The following is a 25,095-nucleotide window of genomic DNA, read 5'->3' as shown; positions in this document are numbered from 1 at the left end:
CACCTTTGGCCAGCCCATAACGTCGTAGTCTTGCCCGCCTTCGCGCAGGTAGACCTCAGCCCGATAGTGGCGGGTGCCCTCGCTCACCGGGCGACGCGGGTCCTGCAACGCAAAGGTGGGCGGCTCGTAAGGCTGGGGACGCACGGAGTAGAAGAAGTCCATTTCCTCGCCATGGCCTACGCGAAGCCAGGCGCGCCCATCCTCTCCCTGGGTAACTTCAACCGGAAGATCCTGCTTGCGCAGCTCCACTGCGACCTCTTGGAGTGCGGGCAGCACCTGATCCTTGATAAAGCCAACGACCTCGATCTTGACGGGGTTATGAGCGAGGAGTTTGAGCCTGGCGCGCCAATCGTCGCTGGTGCCCGGAAGCAATCGTGCATCACGAGAAATCGAGCGCTTGGTTGCGTCCAGATGCATGGCTTTCAGAAGCCCCCAACACATCAAGATCATGACGATCGTAAAGGGGAGGGCGCTGGCAATAGTCGCAGCTTGGAGTGATTCAAGACCGCCTGCAATGAGCAGGGCAACAGCGATGCCGCCGACCAGTAGCGCCCAGAAGATGCGCTGCCAAACCGGAGACTCTTCCTCACCTTTTGAGGTCAGCATGTCTATGACCAGGGCGCCGGAGTCAGCGGAGGTGACAAAGAATAGCGCGACAAGGACAACGGCAAGCGAGGAGGTGATCATCGTCAGTGGAAGGTGACGCAGGAACTCAAACAACGCCATGGAGCTGTCATTTGACACCGCCGTGACGAGCTCTTGAACACCTTCGGAGCGGACCATGAACAAGGCGGAGTTGCCGTAGATGGTCATCCAAAGGAACGTAAAACCGAGTGGCACCAGCAAGACGCCAACCACAAATTCACGCACTGTGCGGCCTCGCGAGATGCGGGCGATGAACATGCCAACGAAGGGCGACCACGCAATCCACCAACCCCAGTAGAACAAGGTCCAACCGCCAAGCCAGCCACTTGGCTCATAGGCATACAGGTTGAAGGTCATTGAAAAGAGCTGGGAGGCATACATGCCGGTGTTCTGGACAAATGCCTGCATCAGGTGGACAGTGGGGCCGCAGACAAGCACGAATGCAAGCAGTGCCACGGCCATGATCATGTTGATCTCAGACAGGCGACGGACACCACTGTCGAGTCCAGCGACGACCGACCCTGTCGCCACAAGGATGATGATGCCGATCAACGACACCTGCACGACGGTGCTCACTTCCAGGCCAAACAGGTAGTTCAGTCCGGAGTTGATCTGCATTACCCCCAGGCCAAGCGACGTGGCCAGGCCAAAGATGGTCCCAAGGGCCGCAAACGTATCCACCGCGTGTCCGATGGGGCCGTGGATGCGTTCTCCGATGAGCGGATAGAGCGCTGATCGCACCCGCAACGGCAGGTTGTGGCGATAGGCAAAGTAGGCCAGTGCCAGCGCAACAACGGCGTAGATGGCCCACGCATGCACGCCCCAATGGAAGAAGGTGATACGCATCGCCTGGCGAGCTGCCTCGGCAGACTCGGCCGTGCCTGTCGGCGGGGTGGCGTAGTGCATGATCGGCTCAGCCACACCGAAGAACATCAGGCCAATTCCCATGCCTGCGGCAAAGAGCATGGCAAACCAGGAGGCATAGCTGTAATCAGGGCGACTGTGGTCTGGGCCGAGCTTGATGCGCCCGTAGCCACTGATCGCTACACCGACCACAAACACCAGGAAGCCTGCGACCGATAAGATGGTGAACCAGCCCGCGTCATTGGCGGTCCAGTTCTTGGCCGCTGTGAACCAAGTCGTCGCTTTTTCTGGAACGAAGATGGATAGCGCCAACAGTAAAAGCACGATGGCCGCAGTGGGAATGAACACCTGCGGCAAGATGCGCTGGCGAACAGGAGTGGATGGCGGAGCTGGGCTCTGCATAAATTCCTCCGGTTGATGATCGTTGAAGCAGGAGTGCGACTTGCGCTTAGAAATAGAACCCGATGTTGAGGTTGAGTCGGCTATGCCAGCGGGAGGGGCCGCCGTCATCGATTCCGATGCCGTCGCCGCCTGCAAACCACATGTTCTTGCCAGCAATCCAGTCTACGTAAGTCAACATGATCCCTTTTTGCAGGCTGCATCCGGTGACGTTCTGCCATGACTCCCTCACGCCTTGGCTGCGTCCCACCGGGCGCGTCATGCTGAGGTTGTTGTAGCAGGTGATGTCATCAAGCCAACGCTTCTCACCGAAGGAGTAGGCCACGTTTGCGCTGGGGACATCGGCTTCCGACGCAATCTCGAAAGGGGCAAGAAACGCTGACATCGCAATCCTGTCGCCTGGCACGCTGTAACGGTAGCGAGCCCATTGCAGCTGAGTCGTCCAGCCATCGCGTTTCCACTGGGCATGCAGCGCTGCACCCTGGTGGCCATAGTGACGGCGGGTGGTGGTGTTCTGAACCTGACCGCTGAATGCAGAAGCCCCGAGCAGCAGCTCACCGTCATGCAAGGAGCTGGTGTGTTCGTATCTGAAATGAACGCGCTCCCGCTCCTTGTAGGGCAGATCAGCGGTCTGGGCCACGTCAAAGGAGTATCGGTCGTAGCGGGAGCCGCTTCCGTATTCATCGCCCGAGAACCAGCCGGCTATCCAGTGATGGTCGCCACTCCGATGGCTAACCGTCACGCCCGGATCGTAATCGTCTTCAATGCCAAGGTAGTAGCCTGAGCCGAACCAAAAGCTCTGGGAAACGGTAGGCAGAAGTCCGAAGGGGACCTGCTGGATGCCCGCTTTGAGCTGCGTTTGGTCGTTGAAATTCCATCCGGCGTAGGCATGATGGACGGCATCGAAGCCGTCATACCAGCGATACTGGGCCGATAAGAAAAAGGGACCAGCGCCGGCTTTGACGTCTGCGCGAAGCAGTTCAAGTTGCAAGCGACTTGTGGGGCCGTAGTCCAGCCAGCCATAATTGAACCGGACGGCGCCACCCACATCGACAAACGGTTCAACCTGAGTGTCGGGCGCTGCTTGAGCGTGGATTGTGCCTGTGGCCGTTGCCGCAGCACACAGAAAAATCAGGGGAAATACCTTCACGATAGTGTCCCGTGGCCTCCATTTTGCGAATGAAAGCGTCCAAGTCTAGCGCGTTGGCGCGAGCCACCCAAGCGAGGGCTATCTTCCGCATGGTGCGCGCGGCATGGTTAGGCGGCAACTGGGACGCATTGGGGCGGTATAGAACCATGATGCCCGTGAAAACGAGGGGAGGGCGTGGCGGACGACTGTCGGAAGTAGTGATACATCGCGCGTGCGGCAAGTTGAAGGAGAGCAATGTGCCCAATCGAGTGCGGTTTTACGATCGCGACGGAAATGGAATACGATTGCCTGAGGGGTGGTGGTTGGATCTTGATAGAGAGATCCCTTCGCTGGTGAGCGTCGCAAAGAAGATTGATCTTCCTGTTTCCATTCGGAGCGACCAGCCCAATCTCAGCCCGTCATTCCTAGTAGAAATCTTGGCCCAAGTTCCAGATGCGGTCAGGATTGAATAACGCCAAGTGGATTCGATTGAGCTCCATCGACATCAGTTCGGTTGCGCTGCGGCCTGGGGGGCGACAGCCTGTTGCGCCCTTCTGTGTTCTAGGGCGGCGATGGTTCGAAGCTTGTCGCGATCCTGAGAGAACCGAAGCGTCTGCAAGGCGCGCTCCAGAGACAGATCAGCATAGCGCCGTGCCGCGTGGCGCGTCGTGGATGAGCAGCCAGCAGACAATGCGGCGAAAGCCTTCTGGAGCCTGATGTTGACTTCAAGCGACCCTGCTGCATCAGTCGATATGGGCGCGAACACATCTTCAAACAGGTCATCCACATCAAACTGAGCCATGTGCACGAACGGATATTGAACGTCCTTGGCCTCGGATCCGGTTGACAAGGCGTCCCATCTGAACAGCAGGCGCACACAGGTGCCGATGACCGTAATGCACGTCCCTGGATCATTGACGGCCGGCGACAGCGCTCGCACACCAATCTCAGCAAGGACGACCAAGCCGTAACGCGGATCGTTCTCTATTCGACGAGAGCCGCCGATGGTGAAAGCTGCAAGCAATTGCGTTCTCTGGTCATCGTGAAGGGTGCCCCAGACACTGAGCAGCGCACGGTTTGGGGTTGCAAACGTGCCGGGCTGACAGGTCACATAGATGGTGAGGTCGTGTTGTTCTGCAACGGCGTTGAGGCGCTGCACATCGATGTGTTCGACGTGGCCTACGTCCGCAGCGAAGACATCGATTGTGTTGCTCGGAGCGAGGCCGGCGTAGGGGGTAGCGCCAAGGAAGGGCTCTTCTGCGCGCTGCTTCATGGATTTCAAGGTGGCTTGTTCGACAAGATCGACCGTTTCGCCAAGTCGCCCAAAGCGGGAAAACTGCTCAATGGCGCGAAGAAGCGTGACAGTGATGACGATGATGACCGCGATGGTCGCGCCAAAGAGAACAAGTCTCCCGCTGTCACCGTAGATGCCGGTGCTCAGCGCAATGAGCCCGACGATGGAGAACAAGAACGCACCGATAAATGTGGCAAGCGTGCCCTGCGCACGCGTGTCTTCAATTAGGAGCCGGGACGCGCGGGGCGTAGCGTTGGTTGACGCCGAGCCGTAGGCAGCGACCATGGTGGATAGGGCAAAGGTCGTCACCGTCAGCATTGACGCCGCAAGGATGCCAAGGATGTTGCCAACTGAATCGGCACCAATCTGCGTCGCCAGCCCCTCCGGGAGCACGAATTTGGCACCCGCACCCGCCAAGGCAGTAGCCACGCCTAGCACGCCGTAGAGGGTGGATCGGAACCACATCCTCTTGCTGATCCTGAATAGGGCCAGCCGCCACTTTGTCATCATCGGACGCTTGCTCTGTTGTCTGTGCGGGCAGTATCCCAGTCGATCAGGCCTTTGCGCGTCAATACCAGGTGAGCGGGCTGCAACCGAGACGCTCTGGCGTCCATGCCATACGGTGGCACTCCCTGCCAGAGGCCTTTAAAATTGACCTTCTCAGACCGATTCGGAGCTTGGGTTTTTGACATTGGCACATGTCCTGTCAGCCCTTTATCCATGAAGATTATTGTGTGCGGCGCGGGGCAGGTGGGGATGACGATCAGCGCGCCAGTTGGCCTCGGAAGGTGTGGCGATCACGATCATTGACACCGATGCCGAGCTGATCAGGCGGGCGGATGAAAGCCACGACATTCGCGGAGTCGTCGGGCATGCCTCTTACCCGGATACGCTCCGGGAAGCTGGCGCGATGGATGCTGACATGCTGATCGCTGTGACGCGTTTGGTCCCGCCACGCCAGACCCGCAATACGTTCCGGGGTCATCCGGTCACCGTCAGGGCTGACTAGGTAGTTGCCGCGGATGCTCCAGCCCGAGAACGGGCCGCTTAGGTACTGGCACATGCATCAATGCTCGCTTTGTCCTTGGAACCACGGAGAGGCAAGAGCGATGCCAGCAGCAGGCGGATCAGGCCCGAGTAGTACCGGCCGAGGTTTAACATAATATACATTATGCGAAATGCCGTTTGGCAGTCTGAGACTGGTCTGGCTGTGGATCCGAGTCTTGCCTCCCTTGACGCAGCAGGTAAATCTGTAACCCGGCGCCACGTAAATCTGCAATTACTTCAAGCAAAGTGCGTTCAAAGACGGCGCAGCAGTTCGTTTGTGTTCCCACAATGGCAGCTCGATCCAGCCAGTGCTTCTGGACATGGGAAGCGCCAGAATGGCCAACAGGTAATAGCTGCTGGCCCACGCAATGATCTGGCCCACTCCCAGCGCAACGATCAGCCGGGGCAGCTTTTGCGGCTGCTTGGACGCGCTTTGCATGCTCGCGAACTCTCCCTGCCACTTGGCAACTCAGCGGACGCGCTTGCCGTCCTGATCGATCACCACTTCGCCATCTTCCTTGGTAAAGGGCTCGTGCACTGCTGGCAGGATGTCCAGAACCACCTCGGAGGGCCGGCACAGGCGCGTGCCCATGGTGGTCTGGACGAAGGGTCGATTGATGAGAATAGGATTGGCCAGCATGGCATCCAGCAGTGCGTCCTCGCTCAACGCGAGATCGTCCAACCCCAGTTCCAGATAAGGGGTGCCCTTCTGGCGGATCGCGCTGCGAACATCCAAACCGGCGGCGGCAATCAGCTCGGCAAGGCGCGCTCGGCTGAGTGGGGTGACCAGGTACTCAATGACTTCAGGCTCAATGCCGGCGTGGCGAATCAACGCCAAGGTGTTTCGCGAGGTGCCGCACTTGGGGTTGTGATAAATGACAGCGTTCATGCGTTCTCCTTTTCATTAAGTGCAGTCTCGACGACACCGGCCGCGGCGGTAAGCGCGGCAGCTTCGACAGCCCCCTTTCGTTCGCTGTAGCGATCAACCAGGTAGTCACTGCGGCCACGCACCAGGAGGGTGAACTTGACCAGCTCTTCCATCACATCCACGACGCGATCGTAGTAGGCCGACGGCTTCATGCGCCCCTCGTCATCGAACTCCTGCCAGGCCTTGGCCACCGAGGACTGGTTCGGAATCGTGACCATCCGCATCCAGCGGCCGAGAACGCGCAACGCGTTGACCACGTTGAAGGACTGGGAGCCACCGCAGACCTGCATCACTGCCAGGGTGCGACCTTGGGTCGGGCGTACGCTGCCCTCTTCCAGCGGTAGCCAGTCAATCTGGTTCTTGAACACGGCAGTCAGCGTCCCGTGCCGTTCCGGGCTGACCCACACGTGCCCTTCGGACCACAACGAGGCCTGACGCAGCTCCTGCACCTTGGGGTGGGAGGCGGGCACCGAATCGAGCATCGGCAGCGCATGCGGATCAAACACTCGGGTCTCTGCGCCCAGATGTTCCAGCAACCGCTGTGCCTCCAACGCCAGCTTTCGGCTGAACGACTGCGGGCGCAGGGAACCGTACAAGATCAGGATGCGGGGCCGGTGCGGCGCGGCATTCGGCTCGCTCAGCTTTTCGGCCACCGGAGGGTTCAAGGCGCCCGGGACGACATTGGGAAGGTGTTGAATGGGGGGTTGTTCTGCTTATTCGCTTCGACTATTCTAGAAGCATGGAACATAAAAATGCAACTCACGCCCTGGCCGCCCTGGGTCACGCCACCCGGCTTTCTATCTTCCGCCTGCTGGTCCAGGCCGGAAGTGGCGGCAAGCTGGCCGGCGACATCGCCCAGTCCCTCTCCCTTCCCGGCGCCACCCTCTCCTTCCATCTGAAGGAGTTGCTGGCCGCTGGCCTGATCACCGCCGAGCAGCGCGGTCGCACCATCTGCTACCGGGCCGAGTTCGAGGCAATGAGCGCGCTGGTGGCCTACCTGACCGAAAACTGCTGCGCCGACGAACAAGCCTGCGAACGTCCTGCTGGCTGCTGACCTTCCCCCGTCATAGAGATCGCTCAAATGACCCGTCGTGTTCTGTTCTTGTGTACTGGCAACTCCGCCCGCAGCGTGCTTGCCGAATCGACCCTTAAAAAAATGGGGCGAAGGCCGCTATCTCTCCTTCAGTGCGGGCAGCCAGCCGGCCGGTCGCGTCAATCCCTTCGCCATTGCCCAGCTGGAGCGCGAAGGATTCCCGGTCGAGGGCATGCGTAGCAAGTCCTGGGACGAATTTGCCGAAGCCGATGCCGCTGCCATGGACCTGATCGTCACCGTGTGTGACAGCGCGGCCGCCGAGGCGTGCCCGGTGGTGTTTGGTGACTTCGCCCGCGTGCATTGGGGTCTGTTCGACCCGGCCGGCGTGGAAGGTTCGGATGCCCAGAAGGCAGAAGCCTTTGATCGTGCCCATCAGATCATCAAGCGACGCCTGCAGGCCTTCCTGGAGATTCCTGACAGCGCCTGGGACGACCGCGTGGCGCTGAAGGCCCGCCTCGACCCGATCGCGCAGATTGACTAAGCGCTTTTCCGAGACCTGCCATGACTACTGATTCCCCCCGCCTGTCCTTCCTGGACCGGTACCTTACGCTCTGGATTTTCCTGGCGATGGCCCTGGGCGTCGGCTTGGGCGCGATGTTCGAAGGCGTGCCCAGCGCGCTCCACAGCCTGTCGATCGGATCGACCAACATCCCGATCGCCATTGGCCTGATCCTGATGATGTATCCGCCGCTGGCCAAGGTGAAGTACGAAGAGCTGCCCAAGGTGTTTGCCGACAAGCGCGTACTGATGCTCTCGCTGGTGCAGAACTGGATCATCGGTCCGTTCCTGATGTTCGGCTTGGCGGTGCTGTTCCTGCGCGACTACCCCGAATACATGACCGGCCTGATCCTGATTGGCCTGGCACGCTGCATTGCCATGGTGCTGGTCTGGAACCAGCTCGCCCGCGGTGATGGAGAGTACGTGGCGGGCTTGGTGGCCTTCAACTCGATCTTCCAGATCGCGCTGTTCACTGTCTATGCCTGGTTCTTTCTGTCGTGGCTGCCGCCGGTGTTCGGGCTGCAGGGCAGCGTGATCGACGTCAGCTTCTGGACCATTGCCGAGGCGGTGTTGATCTATCTGGGCATCCCCTTCCTCGCAGGGTTCCTCACCAGCCGCTGGCTCAAGGCGCGCAAGGGCGTGCGTTGGTATGAAGATAAGTTCCTGCCGGCGATCAGTCCGATCACGCTGGCGGCGCTGCTCTTCACGATCGTTGCCATGTTCAGCCTGAAGGGGGGCGATGTGCTGCGCATCCCGATGGACGCAGTGCGCATCGCGATCCCGCTGACACTCTATTTCATCATTCAGTTCGTGCTGAGCTTCTTCATGGGCAAGTTCATTGCCAAGGACTACCCACGCACGACTGCAATCGCTTTCACGGCGGCTGGCAACAACTTCGAGCTGGCCATTGCCGTCGCCATCGCCGCCTTTGGTCTGGCTTCGCCGGTCGCCTTCGCTGCAGTCATCGGTCCGTTGGTGGAGGTGCCGGTGCTTATCCTGTTGGTCCATGTCGCCCTGCGGCTGGGCAAGCGCTACTTTCCTGCCGACGCACGGAGTCATTGAGTCATGAGCACGATCCGACACATCCTGCTGTTGATCCTCGGTTCCGGCCCGGCCGGCTGGACCGCCGCCGTCTACGCGGCGCGCGCCAACCTCAAGCCCGTCGTGATCACCGGCCTGCAGCAGGGCGGCCAGCTGATGACCACCACCGAGGCGGACAACTGGCCTGGAGATGCACACGGCCTGATGAGCCGCATGCAGGCGCATGCCGAGCGCTACCTGGATGCACTCAAAATCTCCGATCAACAGCAGCGTAAGAACGCCGCCTGAGCGCGGCGGCGCGAGGGAGCACAGATGGACAGCGTTGATGTGGTGGTAATTGGAGGTGGCCAGTCGGGTCTTTCAGCCGGCTATTTCCTGCGTCGCAGCGGGCTGTCCTATGTGATTCTCGATGCACAAGCGTCGCCCGGCGGCGCATGGCAGCATGCCTGGCAATCGCTGCATCTGTTTTCCCCGGCGGGCTGGAGCTCCATTCCCGGATGGCCCATGCCCGCCAGCCAAGGCCCCTACCCTGCGCGTGCGGAGGTGCTGGCCTACTTGGCGCAGTACGAACAGAAATATGCGCTGCCGATCATTCGCCCCATCGGCGTGCAACGAATCACCCGCGTCGGCGAACGGCTGCGGGTGGAGGCCAGCGACGGTCGGCAATGGTTGGCGCGGGCGGTGATCAGCGCCACCGGAACATGGGGAGAACCCTACACGCCTGAGTACGAGGGGCTGGACTCCTTTGCCGGGATCCAGCTGCACTCTGCCCACTACAGTGCCGCTACGCCTTTTGCCGGAATGCGGCTGGCCATCATGGGCGGTGGCAACTCCGGTGCGCAGATTCTGGCTGAAGTATCGATGGTGGCTGAAACCACCTGGATCACCCGGCACGAACCGGCTTTCCTGGCCGATGACGTCGATGGCCGCGTGCTGTTCGAACGCGCCACTGAGCGATGGAAGGCGCAGCAAGAAGGCAGGGAGCCCGAGCTGCTGCCAGGTGGTTTCGGCGACATCGTGATGGTGCCGCCGGTGCTCGACGCGCGGGCGCGAGGGGTACTCGCCGCGGTCCCACCGCCTGCCCGCTTCTCCCCCGCCGGCATGCAATGGGCCGATGGCACCGAACGGCCGTTCGATGCGGTGATCTGGTGCAACGGCTTCCGCCCGGCGTTGTCGCACCTGAAGGGTTTGGACCTTGTAACCCCGAAGGGCCGGGTGGAGGTCGACGGCAGCGGCCTGCGCGCGGTGGCGATGCCCTCAGTTTGGTTGTTGGGATACGGGGATTGGAATGGTATGGCCTCTGCCACGCTGATTGGGGTCACGCGTTACGCACGCGAGGCCGTCAGGCAGGTCACTGACTATTGCGTACCCAATGACATCTAGCGAAGACCCGTGTCGACAGTAGCCCCGGCGCTGCTTGCCCGTTTCAGCGAACAGGGGGAGCAGTTGATCCCTGCCGTGTCCCACTGATGTCTGACCGCCATCGACGCCCTAGCCATCCTTGGCCATGCGCCTGTGCTGAAATCAAGCCGATGCTTTCGCGGCAATCTTGATCGACTTGACGTTCACAAACTCCTTCAGACCTTCCGGACCGTGCTCGCGACCATAGCCCGACGCCTTCACACCACCAAACGGAAGCGCTGGCGATGCCACGTCGAAGGTGTTGATGAAGATCATGCCGGTGTCGAAGTACTTGGTGGCCAGCTCCCGGGCACGCTGCACGTCGCGGCTGAAGATGCCGCCGCCCAGGCCGTAGCGGCTGTCGTTGGCGATGCGCATCGCATCCTCATCGTTCTCGGCGCGGATGATGGCCGCAGCAGGGCCGAACAGCTCATCTTCGTAGGCCACCTGCCCCGGCGCCACATCCGCCAGCACCGTGGCCGGGTAGAACCAGCCGGTGCGGTCTGGTACTTCGCCGCCAACCACCAGACGTGCCCCCTGGGAGACACTCTTGGTCACCTGTTCGTGCAGCTTGTCGCGCTGCGCCTTGGAGACCATGGGGCCGAGCTGGGTGTCGTCGGCATTCGGATCGCCCATGCGGATCGCTTCGAACGCCTTTGCATAGCCGCTGACGAAGGCGTCGTAGTTCTTCTTTGTCACGATGAAGCGCTTGGCATTGACGCAGGTCTGCCCGTTGTTGAACAGGCGGCCTTTCACACAGGTCGCCACCGCCAGATCCAGGTCGGCATCGTCCAGCACCAGATAGGCGTCGTTGGAGCCCAGCTCAAGCACGGTCTTCTTGAGGGCCGCGCCGGCCTTGGCCGCCACGGTGCGCCCCGCCGCCTCGCTGCCGGTCAGGGTCACCGCGCGCACCAGATCGTTTTCCACGATGTCATTGGATTGGTCGTGGCTGATCAACAGCACCCCGAACAGCCCCTTGGGCAGCCCGGCGCTTTCGTAAATATCGCGGAGCAGCAGCCCACTGCCGGTGCAGCTCTCGGCATGCTTGAGCAATACGCCATTGCCGGCCATCAGGCTGGCGATGGAATAGCGGATCGCCTGGTAGGCCGGGAAGTTCCATGGCTGAATACCGTACACAACGCCGATGGGCGCGTGGGTCACGATGCCTGTGGCACCGTCCACGTCGCGCTCCTCATCGGCCAGAGCGACCGGACCCTGCTTGGCGGTGTAGTCACAGATAGCGGCACACAGCTCGATTTCGGTGCGGCTGTCTTCAATGAGCTTGCCGACCTCGTCGGTCATCAGCTGTGCAAATTCTTCCTTGCGCTCACGAAGCGCCTTGGCGATGTTCGCAATCATCTTTGCGCGCTCATCCAGGCTGCGCAGACGCCATTGCAAAAAGGCTTCATGGCTTGCCTTCACGACGGCGGCGGCTTCGGCGTCAGACATGTAGGAATAGGTGGCGAGCACTTCTTCGGTCAGCGGATTGATCGTGGTGAGTTGCTTGTTGGGCATGGAAAGAGACTCTTCACTTCAAAAGGCGGTCCGTAAAGGGTCGCTTTCGTGCAGTTCCTCTGCCGTGAATTCTTCAGCAGAGGGCATCACTGGAGGTTCACTGGACCCCATTGCTACAGTGCGCCTTCGGCTTGTCCTGACGAACTCCCTGCATGCGCTCTTGGTTGCGAACAGTCTCCATCACTCTGACGGCGACACTGGCTACCGCCGCGGTTGCCAGCCTGCTGCAGACCCAGATCAATCTGCATGCGCTGACCCAGCTCGGCCTGGAGGTCGGCTGGCAGGCCCGGGCTGACGTTACCGTGGAGGATCTGGCCCGGTTCGGGCCGGTGATGTTCGGCTTTTCACTGGCAGGCGGCGTCCTCGCGCTGGGTCTGCAAGCAGGCCTGCGGCGCCTGGGGTTGAGCGCCCTGCCCTGCGCGCTGCTCGCCGGTGTGGCCGGGCTGGCCATCGTGCTGGCGCTGCTGCGCAGTGTGATCCCGATGCCGGCGATCGCTGCGATCCGGGAGATGCCGGGCTTCGCCGCGCTCAGCTTGTGTGGGCTGGTCGGAGGATATGTGAGCCACGCGCTGGCGGCGCGTGCCGTGCGCGGGCCGCGTCTGCACCGTGTCCGTGCTTACCTGCTGCCTGCTTGCCTGGTGTTGCTGCCGCTTACATCGTTCCTGTTGATGCGCCCGACGCCGAAACAGCCGCCTGCGGCGGCGGGATACCAAGCCACCATCGTCGCTGACGGCCTGCAGTGGCCGTGGTCGTTGGCGGAACTGCCGGACGGAAGCCTGCTCGTCACCGAAATGGCTGGCCAGCTTAAGGTGATTGACCGGGCCGGCAAACGTGTGGGCGTCAACCTTTCCAGGATACCCGCGGGATATCAGCGGGAGCGTGTGATCGGCCTGATGGACATTGCCCTTTCACCGGATTTCGAGAGAGACCACCGCATCTATCTGACGCAGGGCTACCGTGATCCTCGCGGCGTTGGCGTCCGTTTGATTCGTGGCGCGCTGATGTTCGCCGACGGTGAGTGGTCCGTAGATCAGGTGGAGGTTCTATTCGAGTCCACGCCAAAACCCAGCGACGGCAATAACGGCGGGCGCTTGGCGTTTCTTGGCACGCACACCGTGCTGATGACGGTGGGCGACGGCAGTGCACGCCGGGAAGACGCCCAGAACGAAAACAACTCGCTGGGCAAAGTGATGCGCATTTCTCTCGCCCCGAATGCCAGCGGCGCGACCGTTTACACCTCAGGGCACCGCAATCCGCAAGGCATCGTGCGTGACCCCGTCACCGGCGCCATCTATGTCAGCGAACATGGGCCGCGCGGCGGCGATGAGCTCAACCGGCTTCGACCGGGTGGCAATTACGGCTGGCCTCTGGTCAGTCACGGTATCGACTACCCGTTTGCCCGGGTGAGCCCGTTTACGCAGCACCAGGGGTTCGAGGACCCGGAGGTGATCTGGTCGCCGTCCATCGCACCTTCTGGCTTGACCGTCTATCACGGCACCCTTTTCAAGGGATGGCAGGGAGATTTCCTGGTGCCTGCATTGCGTGAGCACAGTATCCGACGCCTCGTTCGCGACGGTGATCGGGTGGAACGCCAGGAGCTGTTGCTGGCTGAACTAGGTGCACGCATTCGTGACGTCAAGGTCGCCGCAGACGGTGCCATCTACGCGCTCACCGACGGCGCGGATGGGAAACTGCTGCGGCTGGTGCCGAAGGACATCCCTTGAGTGTGCCCACTAGCTGCCGTGATCGGCCAATGCATCGTGAAAGTCTAGCTCGTGGACGATGACGACCCGTGATCCTGCTTTGCGTAGCTCAATGGCCTTCTCGACCTTGCGTCCGTAGCATGCAAATGCCCAGCAAGGATTGCCTTCCGCACCGATGACCAGGTAGTGGACTTTCTTCGACGGAGATGAATGGGCTGATCCGCCCAGCTTTTCAACGGCGCGTTGGAATTCGGCGCGGGTGAAGCGCGATGACGCGCCTGTAAAGCAGAACCCCCTGTCCAGGAAGCTGATCTCTGGGTCTACCGCGCATAGGCCAACGATCTGCCGCCCCTGCAATACGGGCGGACTGGTGATTGTGCGATCGTCAAGCAAGGGCGTGAACTCCGCGAAGAAAGCCTGCAGCAACGCGTGTTCCTTCGCGTCTATCTGCTTGTCGGCGAGCACGCCTGTGATCAGGCTGCCCACCTCGTCGAAGGGCCAGAATGTCTTCAGGTGCTCGTGATCTGCCATCCACTCGGACAGGGCGCGCAGCTCTTCCACGGAGATATGCGTGTCCGCAACGATGCCCCCCATGATGGCGTGCAACCGCTGCAGGTCCGCAGTCACGTCGTCGTAGAACTCAGTCGAGCGCAGACGTTCACACAGCCACACGATGTCTGCATGCTCTTCCTCGGTCAGGACGCCGTCGGCTACCGCGGCAGTGACAACCGGCACGAGCTCGCTGAAGGGGTGCTGGTCACGCACGGCGTCGTGCTCGGCCAGCCACAGGTTGAGGTAGTCGAGCTCAAGGGCGTTGATCTGGCCGTCGATCACGATACCTTCGACGATGCCGATGAGCGCGTTGACGGACTTGTCCAGGCGGGCCTTCGAAGTGAACTTGAAGTAATTGCGGTGATCCGTGTGCATTGAGCTACGTCCCTGTTCGACGCCGTCCGGCGGCGTGTTATGGAAACTTACCGCCTGAATACGGTATCCAACCTTCCCGTGATGTGGGGCTGAAGCTGATACGCGTCACAGCCAAGACTACATCAGCTTTGAATCGGTCACGGGCGATCTGGCGCATTTGCGGCACGTCCACGTGCTATCTCTAGGCTCTTGAGGTCGCTCGCTGGCAGAAGTAATGTCGCTTTTCGCGCCATATCCCAAAAAGCATAGGTGTCGCCCAAGCGGCCAATCAGATTCAGCCCATCAAGCGTCTTGGGGCCGACCGTCACGCTTGCGACGTACTTTCCGTCCCCTTGTATGATCTTTTCCGCACGCTCAGCGCCCAACCAGCTCGAAGCTGTCGAAACATAAACAAGCATCGCTACAGCGGACGTCAGCAAGGGCGAGCTTTTTACTGAGCTGGGCACTGCCGGTGCATTCATTACTACAACTAGGCAGACAACCGTGAGCAGACCGCCCAGCAGGATGGTCCATGCGCTTGCCCACCAGATGATCGCTCCCGTCCCTATGAGTAGAGCAACTGGTGCGATCCGCGTGAGCACTCTGCGATCTGGGCTGGTGCTGACTAGCTTGCCCTCCAGCCAGCCTCCCAACAAAATGGCAACAAGCATGAGGCCGAGCACCACTCCAATACCCGCTAGGCCGGCCAGTGCAATCTCGCTCACGGCGATAAACTGGAATGGATCTACGCCGAACTGGCTCCAGTACGACTGCAGATAAAGCGCGCCCTGGACGAGCCCGAACGTTACGAGGCCAGACCCCCAGCCGGCGACGTCGGCGATCGATAGTTCCTTCTTTATCCGCTCCATCAGCTATCCCCCACCCTGAAGTTCAACTATAGCGATGTGGGCATAGTTCGGCGAATTGAATGGATCTGCGACGTTGGCAGATCGCGGGGCCACGCGGGGCGTGTTCTACGCCTTCGCGCACTCGATCATGAGGTTCAGCTCAAGCGTCTGTCCTGCCTCCAGCCGCTTCGGCGCCAACGTAAACCCATCAGGCGGCCCGGTCTGCGGCTCCACACACGTCGCGTGCGCAGCACCGTCATACACCACCCAGTGATCCGTATCCGCCCGCAGCTGCAGCCGCTGGTCTCCTGACACCAGCGTCACCTCAGCCTGGCTGATGAAGCAGTCATCCCAAGGCCCAGGCGTGGGAGCAATACAGGGCAATACAGCTATGCCCTCCCCGTCCCGTGGATACATCGCACTCGGCGAGAACAGCACCTGATCGGGCTTCCGAAACCACGGGTGCCATCCAAGCGTCGCCGGCATCGCCTGGTCGCCGGCTTGCACCGCAAGGCGCAGCTCCAGACGGTCAGCCAGCATACGGATTACCTGAGTCGCGCGCCCCCCGAAGGGCCAATACCCATCCTCAGGCAACTCGAGCGACAGGGTCGCGCTATCCGCCCCGAGACTGTCGACCTGCCACGGCCGTGAAAAGCCCACCCCGTGGATCGCGTGCCCGCCGAAGTTCGTCGGCAGCGCATATCGGTTTCCATCAAACACAAAGCGCCCGCGCCGCAGGCGCCCCGCCCACGGCACCATCGGATAGCACCCCCATCCGATCGCAGCTGCCCCACCCTCCTGCTCGCCCACCAGCCAGTCCACACCGTCGTACCGCATCTGGGCAACGCGTCCACCGGCGTCCGGTGCAAGCGCGACCTCCAGCCTGCCTGCGCGCAACCAGTACAGGCGCCCAGCAGGCAACGGCGCCTGCGCATCGTCTTTCGGTGATGCGGTTTCAAGCGCCATACGGATCGATCGTCCGGATGCTGCCGTCCGCCTCCATCTGCAGCGGCGTGCACTTGACCGAGCGCAGGTGGGTCACGCCGCCGGACAACAAGGCGTCGTGATAGAAGAGGTACCACTGCCCCCCAAACGCGCAGATGGAGTGATGCGTGGTCCAGCCCACCACGGGTTTGAGGATCACGCCGGTATAGGTGAACGGTCCATATGGGCTGTCACTGATGGCGTAGCACAGCAGGTGCGTATCGCCGGTCGAATACGAAAGGTAGTACCGCCCTTGGTATTTGTGTAGCCACGGCCCTTCGAAGAACCGGCGCGCATGGTCGTCAGCCCGCAGCGGCTGTCCGTGCTCGTCCAGGATGACGATCTCGCGCGTGGGCTCCGCCAGCCGTGTCATGCCCGCGTCCAACCGGCCGACTCGCGGGCCGAGTGACGGCGCGTCGCCGGTGAGCTCCTCATGCGCCACATCAAAGCGGTTGTCCCGGTACTTCTGCAGTTGGCCGCCCCATATGCCGCCGAAGTAGAGGTAATGGGTGCCGTCATCATCCTCGTACACGGCCGGGTCGATCGAGTACGTGCCCTCCATCGGCTCGGGCTCCGCAGTGAACGGGCCCTCTGGGTGATCTGCCACCGCGACGCCGATGCGGAACATGCCCTGCGCGTCCTTGGCCGGGAAGTACAGGTAGTAACGGCCGTCGCGATGCGCCGCATCCGGTGCCCACATCTGCTGCGCGGCCCAGGGCACGTCGCGCACATGCAGCGCCACGCCGCAATCGGTGGCCTCGCCCTCGGGGGAGTCCATCCGCAGCACGTGGTAATCCTCCATGCGGAAGTGGCCACCCTCGTCGTCGAAGGGCGCGCCGCCGTCGATATCGTGCGACGGATAGATGTACAGGCGCCCTTCGAATACATGGGCCGAGGGGTCGGCCGTGTAGATGTGGGTCACCAGCGGCGGGGAGATGGCATGCGCCTTGAGCTGATCAAGAGTGGGTCCCTGCCGACGCAGGTGCAGGTCCTGCTCGATGCGCGTCTCCATGCGCTTGTCGATCTTGTAGAAGAAGAGCAGCGCGACCGCGACCAGGAACGGCAGGGAGCAGTAGATGCTTACGGCCAGGCGGATGCCGTCCACCACGGCCTGGGGCTGTTGTTCCGCGCCGGCCTGATAGCCGTGGTGCGCAAGAATGCCGGCAACCAGCGCACCGCCGATGCTGAGCCCGATCTTCAGCCCGCACAGCATCGCGGAGAAGATGATTGCCGTGGCGCGGCGATGGTTCTTCCATTCGGAGTAATCGGCCACATCGGCGATCATCGCCCAGAGCAGCGGGATGGTGATGCCGTAGCAGAACCCGTGCAGCATGAAGGCGCCAAAGGCCACCCCCACCGCTGTAGGCGGAAACAGGTAGAACACCAGCAGGAACACGGTAGAGACCAGCAGCGCGCCACCGAACACATCACGCTTGCCGAAGCGGTCGGCCAGGCGCCGGGAGACCCCGATGCCCAGGATCATGCAGAGGATGCCGCAGGCGTTGAACAGGCTGAAGGCCGAGGTCGCCGGATCCTCCGGCCAGGTGAAGCCGGACAGGCCCCATCCGTTGAGGGTCGCGTTCAATCCGCCGATGAAGCGGTTGAAACCGGAAGTATCGAGAAAGCCCGCCAGCGCGGCCTCGCTCATGTAGTACTGGAAGTAGTAGATGTAGGTGCCGCCCTTCAGGGCCAGGTTGATGAAGACCAGCACCGTCAGGGCCAGCATCACCTTCCACGGCCGGTTGTGCAGCAGGTCGGACAGGTCCTGTAGCACGCCGCCGGTCTGTTCCTTCGCCGGCACGATGCGCTCACGGGTGGTGGCGAAGGTGATCAGGAAGAACAGCGTGCCCACCACCGCGAACACGGTCATCACCCGTTCGAACCCCTGCACGCGATCCCCGTCGCCCAGGATCAGCACCAGCGGCAACAGCAGGACCTGGACGATGAACTGCGCGATCATCACCGCCACGAAGCGGTAGGCCGAGAGGCTGTTGCGCTGGGCCATGCTGCCGGTCAGCACGCCGCTGAGCGCGGAGTACGGCAGGTTGTTGGCCGCGTACACGAACATCAGCAGGCCATAGGTCACCACTGCATAGAGGACCTTGCCCTGTGCGCCCAGGTCCGGCGTGCTGAAGGCGAGGAGTGACAGCACGCCGAACGGGATCGCCGTCCACAGGATCCAGGGCCGGAACTTTCCCCAGCGGCTGGCGGTGCGGTCGGCGGCAATGCCGATCAGCGGGGTGAACACGAAGGCACCCAGCAGGCCGATCACGAAGATGATGGTGGCCGCCGTGGCGGGCGGCAACCGGTACACATCGGTATAGAAGAACGCCAGGTAGGTGATCAGCGTCTGGAAGATCAGGTTGGCCGCGAGGTCGCCCAGGCTGTAGCCCAGCTTCTCCCGGACGGACAGCGTGTGCTCGGGGGTCTCCCCGTGGCGGGTATCAGTCACGATTCGCCTCCACGGTGAAGCGGCTCCGCACGCGGGCATCGGCGCTTGAGCCGCCTATCCGTACCTCATACGCCCCGGGCGGCACGGCATAGGTGCCGCGCGCGTCGTCGTACTCGCGCAGCGCCTGCTGCGCCTCGAGATCGAACGCCACGGTGCGCCGCTCGCCCGGCGCCAGATGAACGCGCTGGAAGCCGCGCAGCGTCTGTTGCGCATCGCCTGCGCCGGCCGCCAACCGCCGGACGTACAGCTGCACCACTTCATCGCCCGCACGCTCGCCGGTGTTGGCCACCTCCACCTGCACCTTGAGCGCGCCGTTGTCGGAGATGCGCGTCGCATCGAGGCTCAGTTTGCCGTAGTCGAAACGGGTATAGGACAGCCCGTAGCCGAAGGGATACAGCGGCGTGCCGCGGAAGTAGCGGTAGGTGCGGCCCTCCATTGCGTAATCATCAAATGCGGGCATCACCTGGTCTGCGCTGTAGAACGTTACCGGTAGCCGGCCGCCCGGGTTGACGTCGCCGAACAGCGCTTCGCCCACGGCGGTGCCGCCGCGTTGCCCGGGATACCAGCTCATCAGGATCGCGGACAGGTTCGCCTGGGCCCACTCCACCGCCAGCGCCGATCCTCCCGTCAGCACCATCACCACCGGCGTGCCCGTGGCGTGCAGCGCGTCCAGCAGGGCGCGCTGGGTGGCGGGCAGCCGCAGGTCGGTGCGGTCGCCGCCGGCGAAGCCCGGATAGTTGACCGTCATCTCTTCGCCTTCCACGTCGCCGGTCAGGCCGCCGACGAACACCACCACATCCGCGCTGCGGGCGGCATCGACGGCTTCTTCGAACGGCGGCTTCGCCCCGGGCATGCGCCAACCCAGCCGCACGCCGGCGTCGCGCTCGGCATCGTAGTACTCCAGCGTCAGTTCATAGGCACGGCCCGCCTGCAGGTCCAGGTCCACCCCGTCGCTGCGCAGGCGATCGCTGTTGGCCCAATGGTCCAGCACCCGCTTGCCATCCACGTAGAGACGGAAGCCGTCATCGGCGGCAGCCTCGATCCGGTAACGGCCCGAGACCGGCGGCAGCAGCTGGCCTCGCCAGCGGATGCTGAAGCCATCGTTGGGAATGCCCTGCCCCGGCGCCGCTTCACCGCGGGCCAGCAGGTTGTCGGTCGGCGAGCCGCGGTCCCAGCGGAAGCCGATCTGTGCATCGGTGCGGACCAGCGCCGGTGTCCCGGACAGATTGGGCGTACGGAAGTACTCGCCGCGCAGGCCGCGTTCCGGGGAGTCGGCCGAGGGTCGCAGATACGCCGCCTCGATCAGCGGCGTCGCGCTGGGATCATCGCGTCCTTCGACCAGATCCACGCCGCGTGCATAGCGCACCTCGATGCCCTTCGCCGCGTCGCGGATGCCCTGCAGGATCGTCACCGGTGCCGCCGGTGTGCCGAAGTAGTTGCCGAGCAATGCCATGGTGTCATCGGCAGTCGGGCCGACCACGGCAATGCGCTTGAGGGTGCGTGACAGCGGCAGCACGCCATCGTTCTTCAGCAGCACCAGCGATGCCTGTGCGGCCTTCAGGGCCAGCGCATCGTGCGCCGGGGCCTGGTTCACCGAGGCGGGTATCCGCGCCCAGCGCACGCGCTCGGGCGGATCGAACATGCCCAGCCGCAACCGCGCGGTGAACAGGCGCGTCACCGCATCGTCGATCTCCGCTTCGCTGATCAGGCCCTGGCGTACGGCTGCGGGCAGCGTGGCGTACTCCTGGCCGCACTCCAGCTCGGTGCCGTTCTTGACCGCCAGCGCCGCGGCGGCCTCGCGGGTCGGCACGATTTTGTGATGCTTCCAGATATCGACGATGGCCCAGCAGTCGGACACCACGTAGCCCTTGAAGCCCCAGTCCCGGCGCAGCACGTCGCGCAGCAGGAACTTGCTGGCGCTGGCGGACTCGCCGTACACCCGGTTGTAGGCGCCCATCACCGCGTCGACCTGGCCTTCCTTGACCAGTGCCTCGAAGGCCGGGAGGAAGGTGTCGTACAGGTCGCGCTTGCTGGGCCGTGCGTCGAAGTGGTGGCGATCCGCCTCGGGACCACTGTGTACCGCCAGGTGCTTTGCCGTGGCGTCGAGCTTGCGGTACACCGGGTCGTCGCCCTGCAGGCCGTGCACGAAGGCGACGCCCATGCGCGCGGTGAGGTACGGGTCTTCGCCGTAGGTTTCCTGGCCCCGGCCCCACCGCGGATCGCGGAAGATGTTGATGTTCGGCGACCAGTAGGTCAGGCCCTGGTAGCGGCCATGCGAGCCCTCGCGCACGAACTGGTGATGCTTGGCGCGTGCCTCGTCGCTGATGGTGGTGGCCACCTGCCCCATCAACGGCACATCGAACGTGGCGGCCAGCCCGATGGCCTGCGGGAACACCGTGGCCTGTCCTGCCCGCGCCACCCCGTGCAGGCCCTCGTTCCACCAGTCGTAGGCCGGAACGCCAAGGCGCTCGATGGCCGGCGCGGCGTTCTGCATCTGGGCGGCCTTTTCCTCCAGGGTCATCTGCCCCACCAGCGCGGCGGCGCGGGTTTCAAAGCTGGCCGAGGTGTCCAGCCACGGCTGGGTTTCCGCGGCATGACCGGCGGTCGCCGCTGCCATGGCAGCGCACAGCACCAGGGTGCGGAAGGTGGGGCCACGACGGCCACTGCAGAGGTAAGGCGCACGCGTCATCATTTGCTCCTCAAGGCGCGCTCGTCGCGCGCGAATGGTCCCAGCAGCGCGCCGACAAAGCCGCCTGCGCGATCCGTACTCAACACCGTTCCGTCCACGTCGTCGGCGAGCGTCTGCCAGCCCTGCCCATCATCCGTGTCGAATGCGAACGCATAGCGGCCCCCGTCACCGGCGATCTTCAGGCGCAGCGACGTGGACGCCGTCGCGGTGCGCGTGGCCAGGGTGCGGGTCACGCCGCTGCCATCGCGCCCTTCCAGGAAGATCGCCACGCGATCCCCGCCGAGGCTTCGCACGCCCAGGAAGTACCAGTAACGCTCGCTCTGGAACGCAGCAAGGCCCGCCGCCACACCCGTCGCCGGCCGTGTCATGTCGGTGCTGGCCTCGAAGCGCAGATGCTGCTGACGGCGGCCAAGGAAGGCGGGGTTGCGCAGCGTATCCAGGTTCTCCGGCAACGGATGCACGGCCAAGCTACCCGGACGCAGGCCCAAGTCTGCCCACGCCTGTTTGGGGACGCGTACCCGCAACCATCCCATGCCGAGCGTCGGTGCATCGAAGCCGTCGCGATCGACGAAGTTGCCGGTTGATGGGGCCTGCGAGGCATCGCCCTGCATCCACGACGGCGCCTTGACTACGTACGGAATGGCCTGGTTGGCCGGCAGGATCACCGGCCAGCCATCCCGCCATTGCACGGGCAGCAGATACGTCTCCCGCCCCGTGTTGTAGTGGCGCGTCTGGTAATTGCGACTGGCCAGGAACACCGCCCACCAGGCCCCGTCCGGACCTTCCACCAGATCGGCATGGCCGGCGTTGGTGATCGGCAGCGGCCGGTCGTCCGGCAGGTCGCGCTGGGTAAGAATCGGATTGCCCGCATACGGGAGGTAGGGTCCCCAGACCTCGCGGCTGCGCAGGACCACCTGGGAATGCTGCGGCCCGGTGCCACCCTCGGCATCGGAAAGGTAGTACCAGCCATCGCGCTTGAAGACATGCGGACCCTCGATCCAGATCGGGTTCTTCGCCGGCTCCACCCCGCCGTCGATGAGCACCCTGCGCGGCCCCACCGGCTTGAACGCGGCCAGATCGATCTGCTGCATCCAGATGGCGCGGTGGCCTTCGTAGCGCTGCGGACCGGGTGGCACATCGTTGTTGACCAGGTAGACGGCGCCGTCTTCGTCGAAGAACAGCGACGGGTCGATGCCCTCCACGCTGGGCAGCCAGTGCGGGTCGGACCAGGGGCCGGCAGGGTCGCGCGCGGTCGCGATGAAGTTGCCGCCACTGTCGACGGCCGTGGTGACCACATAGAACATGCCGTCGTGGTACTCGATCGCCGGCGCGAAGATGCCGCGCGATACGTTCAATCCATCGAAGTCCAGCTGCGTCGGGCGGTCGATCACGTTGCCGATCTGTTTCCAGTGCACCAGATCGATGCTCTCGAATACCGGAATGCCCGGGAAGAACGTGAAGCTCGAATTGACCAGATAGAAGCGGTCGTTGGCGCGGACGATGCTGGGATCCGCATGGAAGCCGGCCAGGATCGGGTTGCGGTAGTGACCGGCGGGCAGCGGTGCTTCAAAGGCCGCGTCGTGACCCGAATAGTCGAACCAGTCGAAATAAACCGGTGGCGCAGGCGCAGCGCCCAGTGGCGACACTGTCGCCGACAACAGCAGAACGACCGTGGCCATCAGCAGGCGCATCAGCGAACCTCCGCAGCGTTAAGGGAAAGCTCGAAGGGCCCGGCCGGCGCACCGCTGCTGTCGCGCAGCGTGCAGACCGGACCGTCCGCCCAGCAATAGCGCACACGCAACGCGCCGCTCCGGTCGTGCCGGCCGCTGGCCGGCTCCACGCAATCCATGCAATCCAACACAACCTCACGCCCCTCCAGCACCGCGTCGGCATAGCGGCAGTGCCGTGCATCGGCGTCACAGAGCTCGAATCCTATGGGGCCGTTCGCACCGGTCGTGACCAGGGTGCCGGTGACATTGTCGAACGCAATCCTTGCTTCGCCGTGCCCGCGCGACACGGTGCGAACCGTCGGGCCGGAAGGTGCCAGCGCCCGTTCGCCGTAGGCCACGTGACGTGCCACCCGGGCCAGGCGCCGGCCCAGCTCCTGTTTGTTGGGCGGGTGGATGTCGTACGCATCGCCGATGTCGATGGCCACCGCGAGCCCGGTAAGCGGGTCTTCCGCCGCGACGCGACGCTGCGCCTCGCGCACCTGCGCCCAGCCACTCTCCACCGGCGCCTGGGGCGGCTGCCCATAGCCGGCCAACTGCACCACCAGCAACGGCAACCGCGCACCGAACCGGCTGCGCCAGTCATCGCGCAGGCTGCGCAGCTGGTTGGCATAAGCGGCACCGTCCGCCGTGTTCGACTCGCCTTGGTACCAGAGCATCCCACGCAGGCCATAGCCGCCGAGCGGTGCGATCATGCCGTTGTACAGCGTCGACAGACCGGTGGCGGCATGCCAGGGCGCCAGCGGCGGTGGTTGTGTGCCGGGCGCCACCCGGTAGTGCCACGGTGCGTCCAGGACGATGCGCGTGCCGTCGTCCAGCTGCACGGCGTGAGCGTCGGCCGGTCCCGACAGCCCGCCCTCGCCGTAGGTATCCAGTACGTTGATCACCACCGTGTTCTCACCGGCGCTCAAAAGCCCGGCCGGAAGTGTGTAACGCCGCGCCTCCCCGGCACCGTACTGGCTGCCCACCGCCACGCCGTTGACCCAGGTCATGTCCGTCTCATCGACGGCGCCCAGCGCAAGCCGTGCACCCTGCGCCGCCTGCGCGGCGGTCAGCGTGACCTGGGTGCGGTACCAGACCATGCCGTTGTACGCGGCAAGGTCCGGCACGCCCCAACGCTCCCATGCCCCCAGCGCGGCGGGGGCCGTGTGCCATGCCGTGTTGTCTGCGCCTGGCTGCCAGGGAGTGTCGCCTTGCCGGGTTCCGTCGCGCGTCGACCACCACTGCTGCCATACCTCGCCCCAGCCCGCGGTTGCCGCCGCAGGGTTGCTTGCGTAGAGCGCGAGCAGGTCAAGCGCGGGGTCCATGCCGCCCTGCGTATGCAGCGCGTCGGCGCTGGTCCACGCCTCGATCCGCGAGCCGCCCCACGCCGCCTGGATCAGCCCCATCGGGACGTTGACGGTCTTCTGCAGTTCACGCGCAAAGTAGTAACAGGCGGCGGAAAAGTCGCGCACCGCGGCTGGCGACGCCGGCCTCCACGCCGTCGGTGCCGGGAACGTGCTCTGCGGCGTAACGGCTGCGGCCTTGGGCACGGTGAGCAGGCGAATCGTCGGGTGCGTGGCGGAGGCGATCTCACTGTCTGCATCAAGCGCGCGCCAGACCGGCAGTTCCATGTTCGACTGCCCGGAACACAACCAGACATCGCCCATCTGCACGTCATGCACGTTCCGGGTGGCCTGCCCTGCGCGGACGGTCATGTCGTGAGGGCCGCCAGCGGGGATGGGCTGCAGCGTTGCACGCCACTGGCCGCCGGCATCCGCGCGCGTGGTGACGGTTTGGCGTGCGAACGCCACGGAAACCGGGGTGCCCGGCGCAGCATGGCCCCAGACCGGAATCGGCTGGTCGCGCTGCAGCACGGCGTGGTCCTGGAACAGCGGATGCAGCAGCGGTGTTGCCGGTTCCTGTGCCACCGCCGGCATGGCAGCGCATGTC

Annotated in this window: 20 protein-coding genes and 2 pseudogenes; 6 read left to right on the top strand and 16 right to left on the bottom strand. The window is 63.4% G+C overall.

Annotated elements, in window-relative coordinates; translation table 11 throughout:
- From ABE472_RS13870 to arsH, 7 genes are all read right to left on the bottom strand, one after another.
- The coding region (locus ABE472_RS13870) for a BCCT family transporter (protein ID WP_346466467.1) at positions 1 to 1,911 on the bottom strand (1,911 nt) is incomplete at its 3' end.
- 46 nt (positions 1,912 to 1,957) lie between these two features.
- Positions 1,958 to 3,058, bottom strand: coding sequence for a hypothetical protein (locus ABE472_RS13865; RefSeq protein WP_313212629.1), 1,101 nt, complete (start codon positions 3,056 to 3,058; stop codon positions 1,958 to 1,960).
- A gap of 484 nt (positions 3,059 to 3,542) precedes the next feature.
- The gene (locus ABE472_RS13860) at positions 3,543 to 4,796 is read right to left on the bottom strand and encodes a DUF2254 domain-containing protein (protein WP_346466466.1); all 1,254 of its coding nucleotides are present in this window, start codon (positions 4,794 to 4,796) and stop codon (positions 3,543 to 3,545) included.
- Between the two features lie 298 nt (positions 4,797 to 5,094).
- Positions 5,095 to 5,394 carry a DUF3653 domain-containing protein gene (locus tag ABE472_RS13855; RefSeq protein WP_346466465.1) on the bottom strand — a complete coding sequence of 100 codons (300 nt, stop codon included), beginning with the start codon at positions 5,392 to 5,394 and terminating at the stop codon, positions 5,095 to 5,097.
- A gap of 216 nt (positions 5,395 to 5,610) precedes the next feature.
- The gene (locus ABE472_RS13850; protein WP_346462336.1) at positions 5,611 to 5,817 is read right to left on the bottom strand and encodes a hypothetical protein; all 207 of its coding nucleotides are present in this window, start codon (positions 5,815 to 5,817) and stop codon (positions 5,611 to 5,613) included.
- Positions 5,818 to 5,847: 30 nt separating this feature from the next.
- Positions 5,848 to 6,267 carry an arsenate reductase (glutaredoxin) gene (gene arsC / locus ABE472_RS13845; RefSeq protein ID WP_346462338.1) on the bottom strand — a complete coding sequence of 140 codons (420 nt, stop codon included), beginning with the start codon at positions 6,265 to 6,267 and terminating at the stop codon, positions 5,848 to 5,850.
- The gene (gene arsH / locus ABE472_RS13840) at positions 6,264 to 7,004 is read right to left on the bottom strand and encodes an arsenical resistance protein ArsH (protein ID WP_346462340.1); all 741 of its coding nucleotides are present in this window, start codon (positions 7,002 to 7,004) and stop codon (positions 6,264 to 6,266) included. The genes arsC and arsH overlap by 4 nt, the downstream gene beginning before the upstream one ends.
- Positions 7,005 to 7,045: 41 nt before the next feature.
- On the opposite strand from arsH, the gene ABE472_RS13835 reads away from it, so the two are divergent.
- The 5 genes and pseudogenes from ABE472_RS13835 to ABE472_RS13815 all read left to right on the top strand — a co-directional run bounded on the left by ABE472_RS13835 (position 7,046) and on the right by ABE472_RS13815 (position 10,321).
- Positions 7,046 to 7,360 carry a metalloregulator ArsR/SmtB family transcription factor gene (locus ABE472_RS13835; protein WP_046272489.1) on the top strand — a complete coding sequence of 105 codons (315 nt, stop codon included), beginning with the start codon at positions 7,046 to 7,048 and terminating at the stop codon, positions 7,358 to 7,360.
- Positions 7,361 to 7,387: 27 nt separating this feature from the next.
- Positions 7,388 to 7,880 (top strand): annotated as a pseudogene (locus ABE472_RS13830) (arsenate reductase ArsC).
- Positions 7,881 to 7,900: 20 nt separating this feature from the next.
- Positions 7,901 to 8,959, top strand: a complete 1,059-nt coding sequence (arsB, locus tag ABE472_RS13825; RefSeq protein WP_346462342.1) for an ACR3 family arsenite efflux transporter — start codon at positions 7,901 to 7,903, stop codon at positions 8,957 to 8,959.
- Positions 8,960 to 8,962: 3 nt separating this feature from the next.
- The gene (locus ABE472_RS13820) at positions 8,963 to 9,226 is read left to right on the top strand and encodes an FAD-dependent oxidoreductase (RefSeq protein ID WP_346462344.1); all 264 of its coding nucleotides are present in this window, start codon (positions 8,963 to 8,965) and stop codon (positions 9,224 to 9,226) included.
- Between the two features lie 24 nt (positions 9,227 to 9,250).
- Complete coding sequence (locus tag ABE472_RS13815) at positions 9,251 to 10,321, top strand: ArsO family NAD(P)H-dependent flavin-containing monooxygenase (RefSeq protein ID WP_346466464.1); 1,071 nt, start codon at positions 9,251 to 9,253, stop codon at positions 10,319 to 10,321.
- A 141-nt stretch (positions 10,322 to 10,462) separates the two neighbouring features.
- Here the strand turns inward: ABE472_RS13815 and ABE472_RS13810 are convergent, their stop codons facing one another.
- Positions 10,463 to 11,854 (bottom strand): aldehyde dehydrogenase family protein, encoded by a 1,392-nt coding sequence (locus tag ABE472_RS13810; protein WP_346466463.1) that lies wholly within the window; start codon positions 11,852 to 11,854, stop codon positions 10,463 to 10,465.
- A 152-nt stretch (positions 11,855 to 12,006) separates the two neighbouring features.
- Between ABE472_RS13810 and ABE472_RS13805 the strand changes: the two genes are divergently transcribed.
- Positions 12,007 to 13,578 carry a PQQ-dependent sugar dehydrogenase gene (locus ABE472_RS13805; protein WP_346466462.1) on the top strand — a complete coding sequence of 524 codons (1,572 nt, stop codon included), beginning with the start codon at positions 12,007 to 12,009 and terminating at the stop codon, positions 13,576 to 13,578.
- A 9-nt stretch (positions 13,579 to 13,587) separates the two neighbouring features.
- On the opposite strand, the gene ABE472_RS13800 is transcribed toward ABE472_RS13805, so the two are convergent.
- From ABE472_RS13800 to ABE472_RS13765, 8 genes and pseudogenes are all read right to left on the bottom strand, one after another.
- Positions 13,588 to 14,484, bottom strand: a complete 897-nt coding sequence (locus tag ABE472_RS13800; RefSeq protein WP_346466461.1) for a BRCT domain-containing protein — start codon at positions 14,482 to 14,484, stop codon at positions 13,588 to 13,590.
- Positions 14,485 to 14,621: 137 nt separating this feature from the next.
- Positions 14,622 to 15,332 (bottom strand): hypothetical protein, encoded by a 711-nt coding sequence (locus ABE472_RS13795; RefSeq protein ID WP_346466460.1) that lies wholly within the window; start codon positions 15,330 to 15,332, stop codon positions 14,622 to 14,624.
- A gap of 105 nt (positions 15,333 to 15,437) precedes the next feature.
- Positions 15,438 to 16,277, bottom strand: coding sequence for an aldose epimerase (locus ABE472_RS13790; RefSeq protein WP_346466459.1), 840 nt, complete (start codon positions 16,275 to 16,277; stop codon positions 15,438 to 15,440).
- The gene (locus ABE472_RS13785) at positions 16,267 to 17,217 is read right to left on the bottom strand and encodes a glycoside hydrolase family 43 protein (RefSeq protein ID WP_346466472.1); all 951 of its coding nucleotides are present in this window, start codon (positions 17,215 to 17,217) and stop codon (positions 16,267 to 16,269) included. The genes ABE472_RS13790 and ABE472_RS13785 overlap by 11 nt, the downstream gene beginning before the upstream one ends.
- A gap of 48 nt (positions 17,218 to 17,265) precedes the next feature.
- Positions 17,266 to 18,747: pseudogene (locus tag ABE472_RS13780) on the bottom strand (MFS transporter); the annotation flags it as partial.
- Entirely contained in the window at positions 18,740 to 21,364 is a 2,625-nt protein-coding gene (locus ABE472_RS13775) for a glycoside hydrolase family 3 C-terminal domain-containing protein (protein WP_346466471.1), read from the bottom strand. The pseudogene ABE472_RS13780 and the gene ABE472_RS13775, both read right to left, overlap by 8 nt.
- Before the next feature lie 71 nt (positions 21,365 to 21,435).
- Positions 21,436 to 23,127: a glycoside hydrolase family 43 protein gene (locus ABE472_RS13770; protein WP_346466458.1), complete on the bottom strand. Its 1,692-nt coding sequence runs from the start codon at positions 23,125 to 23,127 to the stop codon at positions 21,436 to 21,438.
- Positions 23,127 to 25,082 (bottom strand): sialate O-acetylesterase, encoded by a 1,956-nt coding sequence (locus tag ABE472_RS13765; protein ID WP_313209759.1) that lies wholly within the window; start codon positions 25,080 to 25,082, stop codon positions 23,127 to 23,129. The genes ABE472_RS13770 and ABE472_RS13765 overlap by 1 nt, the downstream gene beginning before the upstream one ends.
- Positions 25,083 to 25,095 lie beyond the last annotated feature (13 nt).

Origin of the sequence: Stenotrophomonas sp. TWI809 (assembly GCF_039673205.1) — a bacterium.
Lineage (GTDB): Bacteria > Pseudomonadota > Gammaproteobacteria > Xanthomonadales > Xanthomonadaceae > Stenotrophomonas.
The sequence above is the reverse complement of the archived record's forward strand: the minus strand, read 5'-3'. Positions and strand labels throughout refer to the sequence as shown.

What these genes read in the sequence shown, in the direction of transcription:
- ABE472_RS13765 (WP_313209759.1), bottom strand. Translation starts at nt 25,082, where the DNA reads ATGCCGGCGGTGGCACAGGAACCGGCAACACCGCTGCTGCATCCGCTG.
- arsB (WP_346462342.1), top strand. Translation starts at nt 7,901, where the DNA reads ATGACTACTGATTCCCCCCGCCTGTCCTTCCTGGACCGGTACCTTACG.
- arsC (WP_346462338.1), bottom strand. Translation starts at nt 6,267, where the DNA reads ATGAACGCTGTCATTTATCACAACCCCAAGTGCGGCACCTCGCGAAAC.
- ABE472_RS13790 (WP_346466459.1), bottom strand. Translation starts at nt 16,277, where the DNA reads ATGGCGCTTGAAACCGCATCACCGAAAGACGATGCGCAGGCGCCGTTG.
- ABE472_RS13860 (WP_346466466.1), bottom strand. Translation starts at nt 4,796, where the DNA reads ATGTGGTTCCGATCCACCCTCTACGGCGTGCTAGGCGTGGCTACTGCC.
- ABE472_RS13815 (WP_346466464.1), top strand. Translation starts at nt 9,251, where the DNA reads ATGGACAGCGTTGATGTGGTGGTAATTGGAGGTGGCCAGTCGGGTCTT.
- ABE472_RS13805 (WP_346466462.1), top strand. Translation starts at nt 12,007, where the DNA reads ATGCGCTCTTGGTTGCGAACAGTCTCCATCACTCTGACGGCGACACTG.
- ABE472_RS13795 (WP_346466460.1), bottom strand. Translation starts at nt 15,332, where the DNA reads ATGGAGCGGATAAAGAAGGAACTATCGATCGCCGACGTCGCCGGCTGG.
- ABE472_RS13820 (WP_346462344.1), top strand. Translation starts at nt 8,963, where the DNA reads ATGAGCACGATCCGACACATCCTGCTGTTGATCCTCGGTTCCGGCCCG.
- ABE472_RS13800 (WP_346466461.1), bottom strand. Translation starts at nt 14,484, where the DNA reads ATGCACACGGATCACCGCAATTACTTCAAGTTCACTTCGAAGGCCCGC.
- ABE472_RS13810 (WP_346466463.1), bottom strand. Translation starts at nt 11,854, where the DNA reads ATGCCCAACAAGCAACTCACCACGATCAATCCGCTGACCGAAGAAGTG.
- ABE472_RS13855 (WP_346466465.1), bottom strand. Translation starts at nt 5,394, where the DNA reads ATGTGCCAGTACCTAAGCGGCCCGTTCTCGGGCTGGAGCATCCGCGGC.
- ABE472_RS13775 (WP_346466471.1), bottom strand. Translation starts at nt 21,364, where the DNA reads ATGGCAGCGGCGACCGCCGGTCATGCCGCGGAAACCCAGCCGTGGCTG.
- ABE472_RS13770 (WP_346466458.1), bottom strand. Translation starts at nt 23,127, where the DNA reads ATGCGCCTGCTGATGGCCACGGTCGTTCTGCTGTTGTCGGCGACAGTG.
- ABE472_RS13850 (WP_346462336.1), bottom strand. Translation starts at nt 5,817, where the DNA reads ATGCAAAGCGCGTCCAAGCAGCCGCAAAAGCTGCCCCGGCTGATCGTT.
- ABE472_RS13835 (WP_046272489.1), top strand. Translation starts at nt 7,046, where the DNA reads ATGGAACATAAAAATGCAACTCACGCCCTGGCCGCCCTGGGTCACGCC.